Below are 13,826 nucleotides of genomic sequence, written 5' to 3' on the forward strand. Positions count from 1 at the left end.
TCAGGTTCTCCCTTTGATCTCAATTGGTCTATTCGGATTGGCGCAGGACGTCCAGAAAAGCGGCGCCAAATCGATCCGCCCTGCGGTCCCCAAGCAACCTTGCCATATCCTGTTCTGTGCGCGGCTTATGACTGGCCACCTTGGCCAGAAGCCCAGCCGGGCAGCTCATCGGTTTGTCGATGCCGTCTGGACCCCGCATCAATTCAGATTGCGCCTCCAGCAGTTGATCATAAAGACCCGCATCTTCACGACCGGCAATCTTGCGGCGACTGGGATGCATCTGTGCAGCTTCCCCATTGATCACTTCCAAGAAAGCATCACCATAATTCGCCAGTTTCTTGGCACCCACGCCGCTGACACGGGCCATATCATCCAGATTGGAAGGGCGCACTTCCGCCATCTCGGCCAATGTCCGATCCGGAAAGATGACGTAGGCGGGCACTTTTGCAGATTCGGCTAAAGCCCGGCGCTTGGCCTTCAAAGCCGACATCAGGGGCGCATTTTCTTCGCTCACTAAGGTTTTGGCCGCCGGACGGCGGGAGGTTATGCGAATGGTGTCGCGACGCAGCTCCACACGCTCTTCGTCACGCAAAACGGGGCGGGCGCGTTCCGTCATTGTGAGCGCGCCGTGGCGTTCGGGATTGGGCCGCACAAGATCATGCCCCATCATCTGACGAAACACCGCCTGCCACTGACGTTTGTCATATTCTCGCCCAACCCCAAAGGTCGGCAGCGCATCATGGCCCCGTTCGCGTACCTTATCGGTTTCATTGCCCAACAGTATGTCGATCAGATGACCTGTCCCAAACCACTCTCCCGTACGCAAAATGGCCGAAAGGGCTTTGCGCACGGCTTCGGTGCCATCAAACACCTCCGGAGGCGTGTCACAAAGATCGCATTTGCCACACGCTACGTCCTCCTCGCCAAAATAGGCCAAAAGCTGTGTACGGCGGCATTTGAGCGCCTCGGCAAGCCCCAAAAGCGCATTGAGGCGCGCGTGATCTGCGGCACGGCGCTCTGGTGGGGCTAGGCCCTCATCAATCTGAGACCGACGCAGGCGAATATCATCGGGCCCAAACAGCGTAAATGTCTCCGCTGGGGCACCATCACGGCCCGCGCGGCCAATTTCCTGATAATAGGCTTCAATGGATTTGGGCAAATCCGCATGCGCGACCCAACGAATATCCGGTTTATCCACCCCCATGCCAAATGCCACGGTGGCCACGACAATCAAACCATCTTCCCGCTGAAAACTCGCCTCGGTCTCACGACGTTCCTGCGGATCCATTCCGCCATGGTAGTGCAAGGCCTGATGCCCTTCATCACGCAAGGCTTTGGCAAGGGATTCCGTCTTGGCGCGTGTGCCACAATAGACAATGCCAGATTGCCCTTTGCGCGCGGCGGCAAATTGCAGGATCTGTTTGCGTGGATTATCTTTGGCGGCGAACGCCAAATGCAGGTTGGGGCGATCAAAACCGTGCAGGAAAACTTTCGGTGGCTGCGCCCCAAACAAACGCCCGATAATTTCCTCGCGCGTTTCTGCGTCTGCTGTTGCCGTGAAGGCTGCAATCGGCACATCCAGCGCGCGTTGCAACTCACCAATGCGCAGATAGTCTGGACGGAAATCATGGCCCCACTGGCTGACGCAATGTGCCTCATCCACAGCGATCAGGCCAACGCCGATCTGCCGCAACATGCCCAGCGCAGCGCCAGAGGCCAAACGTTCGGGCGCAATATACAGCAGTTTGAGCCGCCCGGCCTCAATAGCCTCCCAGACCTGTGCGGTTTCTTCGTCAGTATTGCCAGAAGTCAAAGCGCCAGCTTCTACACCGGCTTCGCGCAAGGCGCGCACCTGATCGCGCATCAGGGCGATCAGTGGTGAAATCACCACTGTCACCCCCTCACGCAGAAGCGCAGGCAATTGATAGCAAAGCGATTTACCACCACCGGTGGGCATGATGGCCAGCACGTTTTCACCGCTGGCCACAGAGGTCACAATATCTTCCTGCCCGGGGCGGAAGGCATCAAAACCAAAAACCTCACTGAGAACGGTGCTCGCGGCCCGCATGCCTACCCCTGCCTGTTGAGCCCCTCAAATCGGGGCCGTCTGCTTTGGCGCAATGTCCCATAGCGCGCAGGAAGGCTCAAGCCAGAAGACCGCTCTTAGCCAAGCAGAATAGAGGGCAGAATATAGTCACGCAGCGAGATGATGATGATGAACACCACCAGAGGCGCAAGATCCAGTGGCCGCGTATCTGGCAAGACCCGGCGGACCGGCTCATAGATTGGCTCCAACAAGCGGTTCAGCCCGGTCCAAATCTGCGCCACGATCGGCTGATGCAGGTTCAACACCTGAAAGTTGATCAACCAGCTCATGATGATATGCGCCAGCATGAAGAAGAAGGCGATGTTCAGGATCAACTGAAGCGGACCGTAAATTGCCATCATGAGAGGCTCCTTTTGTGCGACTGGCCCACAGTTAAGCACCCAAAGAAAAAAGCACAAGACTGACGCAGGAATCACGGTTGACGAAGCCTTGCAGGCAGCATTGAAGGGCGCCCAAAGGAGACGCCAATGTACCCAGTCATGCGTATGGTCAAAGAGATGATCAAGTTTCGCAACGCCAGCCCTCTGCCCGTCACGGGCACGCATGTGTCACAGCACCGGTGCTGGCCCTCTGATATCGACCTTTGGATGGAACTGAACAACGGTCGCACGCTCACATTGTTTGATCTGGGCCGCATTCCGCTGGCCAGCCGTATTGGCCTTGTCAAAGTGCTACGAGAACAGAAATGGAGCATGACCATGGCCGGTGCTTCGGTGCGCTATCGCCGTCGCATTCGCACCTTTGAGAAAATCGAAATGCGCAGCCGGGCCGCCTGTTGGGATGATCGCTTTGTTTATCTGGAGCAGTCCATGTGGAAACAAAACGGTGAATGCGCCAACCATGCGCTCTACCGTGCCGCCGTGACCGATGCGAGTGGCATTGTCTCACCTGCGCGCGTGATGGAAGCCATGGGGCAGGATACCCCTTCTCCTGACGCGCCAGACTGGATCAAAGGGTGGATCGCAGCAGACGCAGACCGCCCTTGGCCCCCTATGCAGGAATAACTTGCTTAGGTTGTGTCTTCGCGTCTAATTGTGGACAAAGTCCGAGGGGATACGGATGCAACAGACAACAGCGCGCAAGCGGATTTGGGGATGGTTCTTTTTTGACTGGGCCAGCCAACCTTATAACACTCTTCTGATCACATTCATTTTTGCTCCTTACATCAAGGATCTGATCGGAGACGGTGCGCAGGCGCAAACCGTTTGGGGATTTGGCATTGGAGCGGCAGGCCTGGTTATTGCCATTCTCGCGCCAATCCTTGGTGCCTTGGCGGACAATTCCGGCAATCGCCTGCGTTGGATATGGCTTTTTTCCGCGATGTATTTCGTCGGATCCTTCGGCTTGTGGTGGGCCGCGCCGGACAGCTTTAATCTCACAACCACGCTTCTGCTCTTTGCCATTGGCATGATCGGCATGGAATTTGCCACGATTTTCACCAATTCCATGCTGCCGGAACTGGGCAGCGCCGAAGAGGTCGGTCGAATTTCGGGTAATGGTTGGGCCTTTGGATATGTAGGGGGGCTTTTGGCTCTGGTGATCATGCTGACCCTTTTTGCCGAAGACGCCAGCAGTGGGAAAACACTCATCGGCATTGATCCCCTGTTTGGATTGGACGCGAATGCGCGAGAAGGCACACGTTTTGTCGGGCCTTTGACGGCAATTTGGTTCGCGGTTTTCATGATTCCTTTTGTGCTGTGGGTGCGGGATCCAAAGCCATCCAAACCTGTGAAAGGCGCCACGGCCAAAGCCCTCAAAGACGTCTGGGGCACCATTCAGAACCTGCCGCAGACCCCATCGCTTTTTGCCTATCTGGGCAGCTCGATGTTTTATCGCGACGCCCTGAACGGCATGTATACATTCGGCGGCATCTACGCCGCGGGTGTGTTGAACTGGTCCGTGGTGGATGTGGGCATCTTTGGCATTCTCGCCATAATTTCCGGCGCAATATTTGCATGGCTCGGTGGGCGGGCAGATATGAAGTTTGGCCCCAAACCCGTGATCAAGACCTGCATCCTGATCCTCTGCGCCGTGGCGATTTCAATTGTGTTTGTGTCGCGAGAAAGCTTGTTTGGCATGGTCATTGAGGACACATCCAAACTGCCTGACATCATCTTTTACGTGCTTGGGGCTGCGATTGGGGCCGCAGGCGGCGTCATCCAATCGGCCAGCCGCTCGATGATGGTGCGGCAGGCCATTCCCGACCGCACCGCAGAGTCCTTTGGGCTTTATGCGCTGGCGGGCAAAGCCACCTCGTTTATTGCGCCTTTTCTGATTGGCATCATGACGGCAGTCTCCGGCAGTCAACAGATTGGCGTGACACCGCTTATCGCGCTTTTCCTGCTGGGTCTGATCCTGCTACGCTGGGTTGACCCAAAGGGAGATCATTCAACATGGGGCACCGTCTCTTAACTGTACTAGCCTTGTTTGGCCTCGCGGCATGCCAACCGGATCCGCCGCAAAAAACTGTGACGCTTTCCACCCATCAGGAGCTTCCTGCCACCATGCAGGGCGTTCAGGCAAAACAGCTTTTTGGTGCGGAACCCAAAGCCTCCAGCCAAAGCAGCAGCCCGTTTGGCAGCTATGCTAAAGGCTGTCTTGCAGGTGGCACCGAACTGGCAGAAACCGGCCCGACATGGCAGGCCATGCGGCTGTCGCGCAATCGCAACTGGGGCCATCCCGTTACCATCGACTATATCAAGGATCTCTCGGCCAAAGCGGCGCAACAACCCGGCTGGAACGGGCTTTATATCGGCGATATCAGCCAGCCACGGGGCGGGCCGATGCTGACGGGACATCGCAGCCATCAGCTTGGCTTGGACATTGATATCTGGATGCGCCCCGCGGACACGCTCACGCTCAGTGCCACTCAGCGCGAAAACATCTCCTCCATTTCCATGCGCCGCAACAACGGTGCTTATGTGAACAGCAATTGGACCAAACAACACCACACCATCCTCAAAGCGGCGGCAAGCGATCCCCGTGTCGCACGGATCTTTGTCTTCCCCGGTGCAAAGGTGCAGATGTGTGAAGATGCAAAAGGTGATCGCAGCTGGCTGCGCAAGATCCGCCCTTGGTGGGGACATCACTATCATTTTCATGTGCGCCTGAATTGCCCGGAGGGCGCAGAGGGATGTGTGAACCAAGATCCGCCCCCAGCCGGGGATGGATGTGACGATGCCCGCAAATGGGTGCAGGATATCCTCTTCCCGCCGCCGCCAGATCCGAATGCACCACCGCCCAAACCCCGCCGCGAACTCCAGATGACGGATCTGCCAAAACAATGCGTCGACGTTTTGCAATCTCCGTAGGCATCGGTCTTGCCGCATTGGCCCTACATGCGCTTTGGGCCAATGCCACACCATCGTCCCGTCAAGCCGCGACGCATCTGGCAAGCTTCCGCTGGCAGATCCCGGAAGGCTGGTTTGGCGGGTTTTCAGGGCTCATTATATCTGAGGACGGCACAAACCTGTTGGCGGTGTCAGATCGCGGGCAGTTTGTGCAGGCTGCGCTTCTGCGCAACGACGGCCAGATCGCGGACGTCACCAATGTTCGCCGCGCACAGGTGTTGCGGAAGAATGGTCAATTTGCGCCGCGCCCCATAGGGCGGGACACCGAAGGTCTGGCCCTGATGCCCAATGGGACTATCATGGTGTCTTTTGAAGGCCAGCATCGCGTCGAACGTTTCGCACGGCCCGGCGCCATTCCCAGAGCGGTTGCATGGCATGCAGATTTTGACCAGATGCCCAAAAACGCGGGGTTTGAGGCGATTGCAACTGCGGCAGACGGGACCGTTTATGCGATGCCCGAAGCGCCTATCGGGGCAGAGAATGTGGTTCAGGTCTTTGCCTTAAAGGGCGGCACATGGCGCAAGGCATTTACGCTCAACCGCGATAAACAGTTTCAACCTGTTGGGGCAGATATCGGGCCGGACGGGCGGCTTTACATATTGGAGCGCGGTTTCAACGGCTTTGGATTTCGCACCCGTGCGCGCAGTTTTGACATCTCTGGCACACAGGCGAGCGATGAAAAACTTTTGTTTCAAAAAGGCATAGGTCGGCACGACAATCTTGAAGGCCTGTCCGTCTGGCGCGATGATCAGGCCCGCATCCGCCTGACGATGATCAGCGATGACAATTTTCGCCTGCTTCAGCGCACCGAGATCGTGGAATACGTCATAGCCCCATAAAACTTGATTTATCTGCGCCAGAGCGGTACACGCGCCACCGTCCCGCGAGTCGCGCGGGGTCAAGTCGCCGCTACCTTGTCAAAACGGGCTCAGACAAATGAACACGAAATATCTTCCTGGCATTCTTGCCATGGCGGCCATTGTGGTTGCCTCCAACATCCTTGTGCAGTTCCTGTTTGGCAACTGGCTGACCTGGGGTGCCTTTACCTATCCTCTCGCTTTCCTTGTGACCGACGTCATGAACCGCGTGTATGGCGTTGCTGCGGCACGCCGTGTGGTGCTTGCAGGCTTTGTTGTGGGCGTCATCTGCTCCTTCATCGGCACGCAGATCATGCTGGAGGGCGATGGTTTCACCTATCCGGCCGTAACCCTGCGCATTGCCATTGGCTCGGGCCTTGCTTTCCTGACCGCGCAGCTGCTTGATGTGGCCGTGTTTGATGAAATGCGTGACGGAGCATGGTGGCGCGCGCCGCTGGCTTCGACGCTGATTGGATCCTCTGTGGATACCATCATTTTCTTCAGCGTTGCCTTCAGCGGCGCACTGTCTTTCATCGAACCGAGCAACGACGTGAGCTGGGCTGCGGAGATGCTGCCATTGCTGGGCGCAGGGCCGGTTGTGCCGCTCTGGGTCAGCCTCGCCTTTGCCGATTGGATGGTCAAACTCTCGCTGGCTTTGCTTGCTCTTGTGCCATTCCGCATCATCGTGGGGTCTTTGACCGCGCGCACCACATGATTTTGTTTGACATATCTTTGGCCTGTGGCAGGCTGAAGATACGCGAAATCATTTGAAAGGAGGTGCCCATTGTCTAGAGAAGCTATGGAGAACGAGGTCGGAACAGTTTGGAAGGAGTGCAGCTGAGGCAGCCCTTGGCTGATATAAGGTCCGAATTGGTGTGATCCTAACCGACGCACCTCCAATCATCTCGAAGGGCTGTTTCCAACGCGGGAAGCAGCCCTTTTTGATGCGCGTTAACCACTTTTTTGCGCAAAATTTCACGTCGGTATCGCGTCGGTATCCCGACTGTATTGCGTCGGTGGATTTTTTGAGCACATAGAAAAGCACATATCTTAACCCACCGACCGCGCAACGCGGGGAGCGCCATGCTGAGAATCAGCGATGAGATCACAATTGAAGACTGGGAACTGACCGAGCAGTTCATGCGCGCCAGCGGACCCGGTGGGCAGAATGTGAACAAGGTCTCCTCAGCGGTGGAGCTACGGTTTGAGGCCGCGCGCTCTCCGGCGCTGAGTGCCCCGATCAAAGCACGGCTGAAGCGGCTGGCAGGACGGCGCTGGACCAAAGATGGCGCGGTGGTGCTGCAATGTGACGAAACCCGCAGTCAGGCCCGCAACCGGGAGATCGCACGCGACCGTCTTGCCGAGCTGATCCGAAAGGCGCTGGTGGCGCCAAAACGTCGGATCAAAACCAAACCCACCTACGGCAGCCAGCAGCGACGGCTGAAGGCCAAGAAAGAGCGCGGTGAAGTCAAAGCCATGCGCGGGCGGATTACACGCGAAGATTGATCCGGGGTTGCGATTGGCAGGCATCGGGCGCAGAAAGACGCAAGAGTTTTGCCGGGAAGAAATAGGGAGCAACCCATGGCAGATGTGTTGACGCGCCGCGCGCGGCTTTTGGGGCCGCATATGACCACATTTTACAGAGAGCCTGTGCATCTGGCCCGCGGCGAAGGGACCTATCTTTGGGACACCGACGGCCGCAAATATCTGGATTGCTACAACAACGTGCCGCATGTGGGCCATTGCCACCCGCGTGTGGTGGAAGCGATTGCCACACAGGCGGCAACCCTCAATACCCACACCCGTTACGTGCATGACGGCATTCTGGAATATGGCGAAGCGCTGACCGCGAAGTTTGACCATGATCTCGACAGTATGGTGATGGTCTGTTCCGGCTCTGAGGCCAATGATGTGGCGCTGCGCATGGCGCAGGCGATGACCGGCAAGACCGGGGTGATCACCACCGACAACACCTATCACGGAAATACCGCAGCTGTGAGCCAGCTCAACACCTCCAAAGTGCCCATCGGCGGCTTTCAGGACCATGTGAAACGTGCGCCCGCGCCCGACAATATGATGCCGCCGGGCGGCACACGGGAGGGTCAGACCAAAGCCTTTGCCGAAGGTGTGAAAACCGCCATCGCGGAGCTTGAGGCCAATGGTCATGGGGTCTCCGCCCTGATTGTCTGCCCCTATTTTGCCAACGAAGGCTTCCCGACGTTGGAAGAGGGATTTCTTGACGACGCCATCGCGCTGGTACGTGCGGCGGGCGGGATCATTATTGCCGATGAGGTGCAGCCGGGATTTGGCCGGATTGGCAGCCATTGGTGGGGCCATCAGAAGCTGATCTTTGCGCCCGATATTGTGACGCTGGGCAAGCCAATGGCCAATGGCCATCCGGTGGCCGCCGTGATCACCCGGCCTGAGATCCTCACCGCGTTTCAGGAAGGGTTCAAATATTTCAACACCTTTGGCGGCAATCCGGTGAGCGCGGCAGCGGCCATGGCGGTGCTCAATGTGATTGAAGACGAAAACCTTGTTGAGAACGCCAAGGATGTGGGCGCCTATGCGGTGGGCCTGCTCAAAGAGCTGCAGACACGCTATGATGTGATCGCCGATGTGCGCGGATCTGGCCTGTTCTTTGGGGCAGAGCTGTGGCGCGATGGCAAACCGGCGACCGCGCTCTGTGATGCGATGGTGGAAGAGATGCGCAACCGTGGTGTGCTGCTGCACACCGAGGGGCGGTTTGACAACACGCTGAAGATCCGCCCGCCCTGTGCCTTTGGCCGCGCGGATGCGGATTTGCTTGCCGAAACCCTCGATGCAGCCTTTGGAGCCGTGGCATGAACGACGATCAGGCCCTTATTGCGGCGCAAGAGGCGCTGAAAGCCTGGGGGGTGGAGATGTCCCCCCGGCTGATCAAGAACCGTGAGAACATTGTTCTGGAAGCGGCAGGCCCCGATGGGCAGCGCGCGGCATTGCGCCTGCACCGCCCCGGCTATCAGAGTGATGATGCCATTCGCTCCGAACTCTGGTGGTCAGAGGCGCTGGTGGCGGCCGGTATGATCGTGCCACAGCCGATCCGCACGCTGGCCGGTGAGGTACTGGCGACGGGCGGGCCGCGTGTGGCCTCACTGGTGACATGGCTGGAGGGCGCACCGCTGGGCGAAGGTGGCGTGCAACTGGCGATGGCACCGCAGGCGCAGGCCGATCTGCACGCAGCTCTGGGGGCAGAGCTGGCGCGGTTGCATCTGGCGAGCGATGCCATGGAGCGCCCGGAGGCCTTTGAACGCGAAGTGCTCGATTTGGACGCGCTGTTGGGGGAGGATCCCTCCTGGGGCCGGTTCTGGGAGAATGCGAGCCTGTCAGAAGGGGAAGCGCGTTTGCTGCTGACCTGTCGGGACAAGCTGCGCGCGGTGATTGGCGCGCATGCGGCGGCGGATGGCGATTTTGGTCTGATCCACGCGGATGCGCTGCGCGAAAACGTGCTGGTGCAGGGTGATGACGTGCGGCTGATCGACTTCGATGACGGGGTGTTTGGCTTCCGCATGTATGAGCTGGGCGTGGCCATGTCGCAGAATTGGGATCAGGCCAATGAGGCCGATCTGGGCGCGGCGCTGCTGCGTGGCTATGCCTCTGTGCGGGCCTTGCCCGAGAATGCCGCCGAACTGCTGGACGCTTTCACCGTGATGCGGGCCATGGCCTCTTGTGGCTGGGTGATCGGACGCTATGCGGATGACCACCCTGCGGTGCGCGATTATGCGGAACGGGCGATTGCAATGGCAAAGCGCTTTGTGTGAGACAGCGGTCTGATCCCGATGGGGATCAGACAATCACATCCATTTCATCCTGTTGCCCCACGCCAAATACCCGTTTGTAGCGTTCGATTTCGCTGGCGGGGCCCATGGCTTTGTTGGGGTTATCTGACAGTTTGACCGTGGGGGTGCCATTGGCTTTGATCGCTTTGCAGACCATCGAGAAAGGCGCCAGACCGTCATCTGGGGTGAGGCCGCGGAAATCATTGGTCAGAAGCGTGCCCCAGCCAAAAGACACACGCGCACGACCGGCAAATTGGGTGTGCAGCTCGGCAATTTTATCGGTGTCCAGACCATCGGAAAAGATGATCAGCTTCTTTGTCGGATCTTCGCCGCGCTCTTTCCACCAGCGGATCGCCGTTTCGGCGCCTTTGGCAGGATCGCCGCTGTCGATGCGAATGCCTGTCCAGCCTGCGAGCCAATCCGGCGCGTGTTTGAGGAAGCCCTCGGTGCCATAGGTGTCAGGCAGGATGATGCGCAGGTTGCCTTCATGCTCTTCATGCCAGTCTTCGAGCACCTTGTAGGGCGCATGGCGCAGCTCTTCGTCGCTTTGCGCCAAGGCCGAGAACACCATGGGCAGCTCATGGGCGTTGGTGCCAATGGCCTCCAGATCGCGCTTCATGGCGATGAGGCAGTTGGAGGTGCCAACAAATTTATTTCCTAACCCTTCGACCATGGCCTGCACGCACCAGTCTTGCCAGAGATAGGAATGGCGGCGGCGGGTGCCAAAATCGGCGATGCGCAGATCTGGCAGCGTGTTGAGATGATTGATCTTTTCCCAGAGTTTGGTCATGGCGCGGGCATAGAGCACCTGAAGCTCGAATTTGCGCATGTCATGCAGTACAGCGCGGCCACGCAACTCCATCAAGACTGCAAGCGCCGGGATTTCCCAGAGCATGACCTCATGCCATTTGCCTTCAAAGGTCAGCTCATACTGCCCATCGCGCTTTTCCAGATGGTAATCCGGCAGACGCATATTTTCGAACCACTCCATGAAGTCCGGGCGGAACATCTGACGCTTGCCATAGAAGGTGTTGCCACGCAGGAAGGTGCTTTCCCCGCGTGTCAGGGACAAGGACTGAATGTGGTCCAGCTGTTCACGCAACTCACCTTCGTCGATCAGATCTGCAAGTCGCACTTGGGAGGAGCGATTGATCAGGCTGAAGGTGACATGGGCGTCGGGACGGTTGCGAAAAATGGATTGGCACATCAGCAACTTGTAGAAATCGTTGTCGATGAGAGACCGCACAATGGGATCAATCTTCCATTTGTGGTTCCAGACGCGCGTGGCAATGTCGACCATAGTTTTCTGGCCCCCAATTCTTTGGTTTGGCTGTTGATAGCCAGATTTTTAAGCGCCTCCAAGCCCTTTGGGCCTGTGGGTGTATTTTCACGAAGCGCCTCCAAGGGGGAAAACCCGCCTATCGCGCACTCAAGCGCCGGTTTTTTCCACCACCGGCGGCTTGGCCTTCTGCAGTTCAAGCGCTTTGGTCAACGCCACAAGGAGATCTGCCCGCCGCAGTGGCTTGCTGACAAAATCATCCATCCCGGCCTCAATACAAGCCTCCCGATCACTGCGGTAAGCGTTGGCGGTGATGGCGATGATCTGGGGCTGAGGCATATCGAGGGCGCGGATGGCGCGGGTGGCGTCCAGCCCGTCCATGACAGGCATCGACATATCCATCAGAATGACATCAGGCTGTGATGTTTTGACCTGTTCCACCGCTTTGGCCCCGTCTTCCGCCATCAACAAGGTCAGCGGGAAATCCTTGAGCAGTTTTTCCACAAGCAGGCGGTTGGTGCGGTTGTCCTCGGCGAGCAATACAGTGGCGTTTTCGAGCAAATCCACGGGGATTTCTGTGCTCTCAACGGGATGTGCCGCAATTTCAGGGCAAACGGCACAGAGATTTGTAAAGATGGTAAAACAGGACCCCACATCAAGGGTACTGGTCACAGTCACATCGCCGCCCATCAGCCGTGCCAATTGACGGGAGATCGCCAGCCCGAGTCCAGTGCCGCCAAATTGACGGGTCGTGGCGGCGTCGGCCTGTTCAAACTGTTCAAAGATATACGGCAACCGGTGTGCAGGAATGCCAATGCCCGTATCCGTCACGCGAAATACAATGCTGCCGCATGCTGCGGTTTCCACCGCGATATCGACGCTGCCCTGCTCGGTGAACTTGACGGCATTGCCAATCACATTGACCAATATCTGTCGCAACCGCCCTTCGTCGCCCAGCACCGTGTCCGGCAAGCCATCGGCCCTGGAAAGTGTCAGGGCAATCCCCTTGGCCTCCGCCTGAGGGCGCATCAAGTTCACCACTTCTTTCAAACAGGTGTCCAGCAGGAAGCCATTGCTGTTGATGGTGATGTGGCCATCCTTGAGTTTGGAATAATCCAGAATGTCGTTGATGATGGTCAGCAGCGCTTCGGAGGAGTGACGGATGGTTTGAACATAGAGAGCTTCCTCTTTGCCCAGCTCCGCCTCCCCAAGCAGTTCGGCCATGCCGATGATGCCATTCATTGGCGTGCGAATTTCATGGCTCATGTTGGCAAGGAAGATCGTCTTGGCCTGCTCGCCCATTTCCGCCGCCTGTTTCGCTGCGGCCAGCTCTTTCTCCTGCCGTTTCTTGTTGGTGATGTCGCGCTCAATAGACACACACATCTCCAGATTGCCCTGCTCATCAAAGACCGGGGCCACGTTGGTTTCGACCCAGAAAGGCTGCCCGTCTCTGGTGTAGTTGATGTTTTCGCTACGAGAGGGACGACCCTGTAGAATATCGCTCATCAAGACGCCCTGAGCGGACTGATCAGAATGCGCACCATAGATGACATCCGCAGGTGTCTTACCAACCACCTCCGAAAGCTTATATCCGGTCCGCTTTGTGAAGGCCGGATTGATCCACAAAATCCGCGCTTCTTTGTCCAGCATCAACACGCTGTCGACGGCATTCTCAGGGATGGACGCAAGCCGCCGGCTTTCGCGTTGCCGCTCCATGAGAGCCGCATTTACCGTTGCCAGCTCCAGCGCCTGTTCTAACTGACGGCGCTGTTGTTGCAGATCGCGCAGGCGGCCATTGGTCACGTAACTTACAAACGGCAGCATTGTGTAGGCGATCATGATGGTCACCCCAAAATTATAGAGCAGCTGCACAGGGTCGTATTGTAAGATGAAGTAATCAGCCAAATAGAGCGGAATGATGCTGCCACAGAAGACAATCAACCGCGCCATTGAAGCGTAGCGATGGAAACTGAGAGACATGACCGCATTCATCGCCGCAGTGGCCAAATAAGACAGGCAAAGCATAAGACCCGCCTCACGCGGGATGTGATACCACATGAAGGCAACGAAGACGACGAGACCTATCGCCTGAATCGACGCACTGATGGTGCTTTGCAGGATCAAACGTTTGAGAGGAACGCCACGCTCCATGCGATCCACCAGCCCACGCAGCACTAAGGCATCAATCGTTTCGCCAATCAGAATGGGCACAAGCGCCTGCAGCCCCACCCATGGCGACACGGTAACCATAAGCACAGCAATGCCCATGAGCATAAAGACTTGTCGGCTGAGGGCATGACTAAGGCGGCCCAGAACATAGCGTTCAAGCCGACCGGACTGAGTGTTGCGCTTATCAAATTCCTCCAGCGCGCGATTTAACTCATGAATTTCGGCTGCCATGCGCGGCCCATCCTA

The 13,826-nt window shown here is 57.5% G+C and carries 12 protein-coding genes; 8 read left to right on the forward strand and 4 right to left on the reverse strand.

Annotation, left to right across the window (positions count from 1 at the left end; all coding sequences use genetic code 11):
* Window positions 1–28: 28 nt before the first annotated feature.
* Both recQ and J7382_RS00360 read right to left on the reverse strand, forming a co-directional pair.
* Window positions 29–2,068 (reverse strand): DNA helicase RecQ, encoded by a 2,040-nt coding sequence (gene recQ / locus J7382_RS00355; RefSeq protein WP_209066374.1) that lies wholly within the window; start codon window positions 2,066–2,068, stop codon window positions 29–31.
* 95 nt (window positions 2,069–2,163) lie between these two features.
* Window positions 2,164–2,448: a YggT family protein gene (locus tag J7382_RS00360; protein WP_058238919.1), complete on the reverse strand. Its 285-nt coding sequence runs from the start codon at window positions 2,446–2,448 to the stop codon at window positions 2,164–2,166.
* Between the two features lie 126 nt (window positions 2,449–2,574).
* Here J7382_RS00360 and J7382_RS00365 point away from each other — a divergent pair, with 126 nt between their 5' ends.
* From J7382_RS00365 to J7382_RS00400, 8 genes are all read left to right on the forward strand, one after another.
* On the forward strand, window positions 2,575–3,111 hold the full coding sequence (locus J7382_RS00365) for an acyl-CoA thioesterase (protein WP_058238918.1): 537 nt from the start codon (window positions 2,575–2,577) through the stop codon (window positions 3,109–3,111).
* A gap of 55 nt (window positions 3,112–3,166) precedes the next feature.
* Entirely contained in the window at window positions 3,167–4,519 is a 1,353-nt protein-coding gene (locus J7382_RS00370; protein WP_209066375.1) for an MFS transporter, read from the forward strand.
* The gene (gene mepA / locus J7382_RS00375) at window positions 4,501–5,418 is read left to right on the forward strand and encodes a penicillin-insensitive murein endopeptidase (protein WP_209066376.1); all 918 of its coding nucleotides are present in this window, start codon (window positions 4,501–4,503) and stop codon (window positions 5,416–5,418) included. The genes J7382_RS00370 and mepA overlap by 19 nt, the downstream gene beginning before the upstream one ends.
* Window positions 5,391–6,296 carry an esterase-like activity of phytase family protein gene (locus tag J7382_RS00380; RefSeq protein WP_209066377.1) on the forward strand — a complete coding sequence of 302 codons (906 nt, stop codon included), beginning with the start codon at window positions 5,391–5,393 and terminating at the stop codon, window positions 6,294–6,296. Before mepA ends, J7382_RS00380 begins: the two co-directional genes overlap by 28 nt.
* 97 nt (window positions 6,297–6,393) lie before the next feature.
* Window positions 6,394–7,029 carry a queuosine precursor transporter gene (locus J7382_RS00385; protein ID WP_209066378.1) on the forward strand — a complete coding sequence of 212 codons (636 nt, stop codon included), beginning with the start codon at window positions 6,394–6,396 and terminating at the stop codon, window positions 7,027–7,029.
* A gap of 368 nt (window positions 7,030–7,397) precedes the next feature.
* Window positions 7,398–7,820, forward strand: coding sequence for an alternative ribosome rescue aminoacyl-tRNA hydrolase ArfB (arfB, locus tag J7382_RS00390; RefSeq protein ID WP_209066379.1), 423 nt, complete (start codon window positions 7,398–7,400; stop codon window positions 7,818–7,820).
* Between the two features lie 75 nt (window positions 7,821–7,895).
* Window positions 7,896–9,161: an aminotransferase class III-fold pyridoxal phosphate-dependent enzyme gene (locus J7382_RS00395; RefSeq protein ID WP_209066380.1), complete on the forward strand. Its 1,266-nt coding sequence runs from the start codon at window positions 7,896–7,898 to the stop codon at window positions 9,159–9,161.
* The gene (locus J7382_RS00400; RefSeq protein WP_209066381.1) at window positions 9,158–10,114 is read left to right on the forward strand and encodes a phosphotransferase; all 957 of its coding nucleotides are present in this window, start codon (window positions 9,158–9,160) and stop codon (window positions 10,112–10,114) included. The genes J7382_RS00395 and J7382_RS00400 overlap by 4 nt, the downstream gene beginning before the upstream one ends.
* Window positions 10,115–10,139: 25 nt before the next feature.
* On the opposite strand, the gene pncB is transcribed toward J7382_RS00400, so the two are convergent.
* Window positions 10,140–11,432 (reverse strand): nicotinate phosphoribosyltransferase, encoded by a 1,293-nt coding sequence (gene pncB / locus J7382_RS00405; protein WP_209066382.1) that lies wholly within the window; start codon window positions 11,430–11,432, stop codon window positions 10,140–10,142.
* A gap of 129 nt (window positions 11,433–11,561) precedes the next feature.
* Window positions 11,562–13,811: an ATP-binding protein gene (locus J7382_RS00410; protein ID WP_209066383.1), complete on the reverse strand. Its 2,250-nt coding sequence runs from the start codon at window positions 13,809–13,811 to the stop codon at window positions 11,562–11,564.
* Window positions 13,812–13,826: the final 15 nt, after the last annotated feature.

The sequence above is a fragment of the Shimia sp. R11_0 genome, from assembly GCF_017744035.1.
In the GTDB taxonomy this organism is placed as follows: Bacteria; Pseudomonadota; Alphaproteobacteria; order Rhodobacterales; family Rhodobacteraceae; genus Shimia; species Shimia marina.

Coding starts and splice junctions, on each gene's coding strand:
- pncB (WP_209066382.1), bottom strand. CDS start 11,432: ATGGTCGACATTGCCACGCGCGTCTGGAACCACAAATGGAAGATTGAT.
- J7382_RS00395 (WP_209066380.1), top strand. CDS start 7,896: ATGGCAGATGTGTTGACGCGCCGCGCGCGGCTTTTGGGGCCGCATATG.
- arfB (WP_209066379.1), top strand. CDS start 7,398: ATGCTGAGAATCAGCGATGAGATCACAATTGAAGACTGGGAACTGACC.
- mepA (WP_209066376.1), top strand. CDS start 4,501: ATGGGGCACCGTCTCTTAACTGTACTAGCCTTGTTTGGCCTCGCGGCA.
- J7382_RS00385 (WP_209066378.1), top strand. CDS start 6,394: ATGAACACGAAATATCTTCCTGGCATTCTTGCCATGGCGGCCATTGTG.
- recQ (WP_209066374.1), bottom strand. CDS start 2,068: ATGCGGGCCGCGAGCACCGTTCTCAGTGAGGTTTTTGGTTTTGATGCC.
- J7382_RS00370 (WP_209066375.1), top strand. CDS start 3,167: ATGCAACAGACAACAGCGCGCAAGCGGATTTGGGGATGGTTCTTTTTT.
- J7382_RS00410 (WP_209066383.1), bottom strand. CDS start 13,811: ATGGCAGCCGAAATTCATGAGTTAAATCGCGCGCTGGAGGAATTTGAT.
- J7382_RS00360 (WP_058238919.1), bottom strand. CDS start 2,448: ATGATGGCAATTTACGGTCCGCTTCAGTTGATCCTGAACATCGCCTTC.
- J7382_RS00400 (WP_209066381.1), top strand. CDS start 9,158: ATGAACGACGATCAGGCCCTTATTGCGGCGCAAGAGGCGCTGAAAGCC.
- J7382_RS00365 (WP_058238918.1), top strand. CDS start 2,575: ATGTACCCAGTCATGCGTATGGTCAAAGAGATGATCAAGTTTCGCAAC.
- J7382_RS00380 (WP_209066377.1), top strand. CDS start 5,391: ATGCGTCGACGTTTTGCAATCTCCGTAGGCATCGGTCTTGCCGCATTG.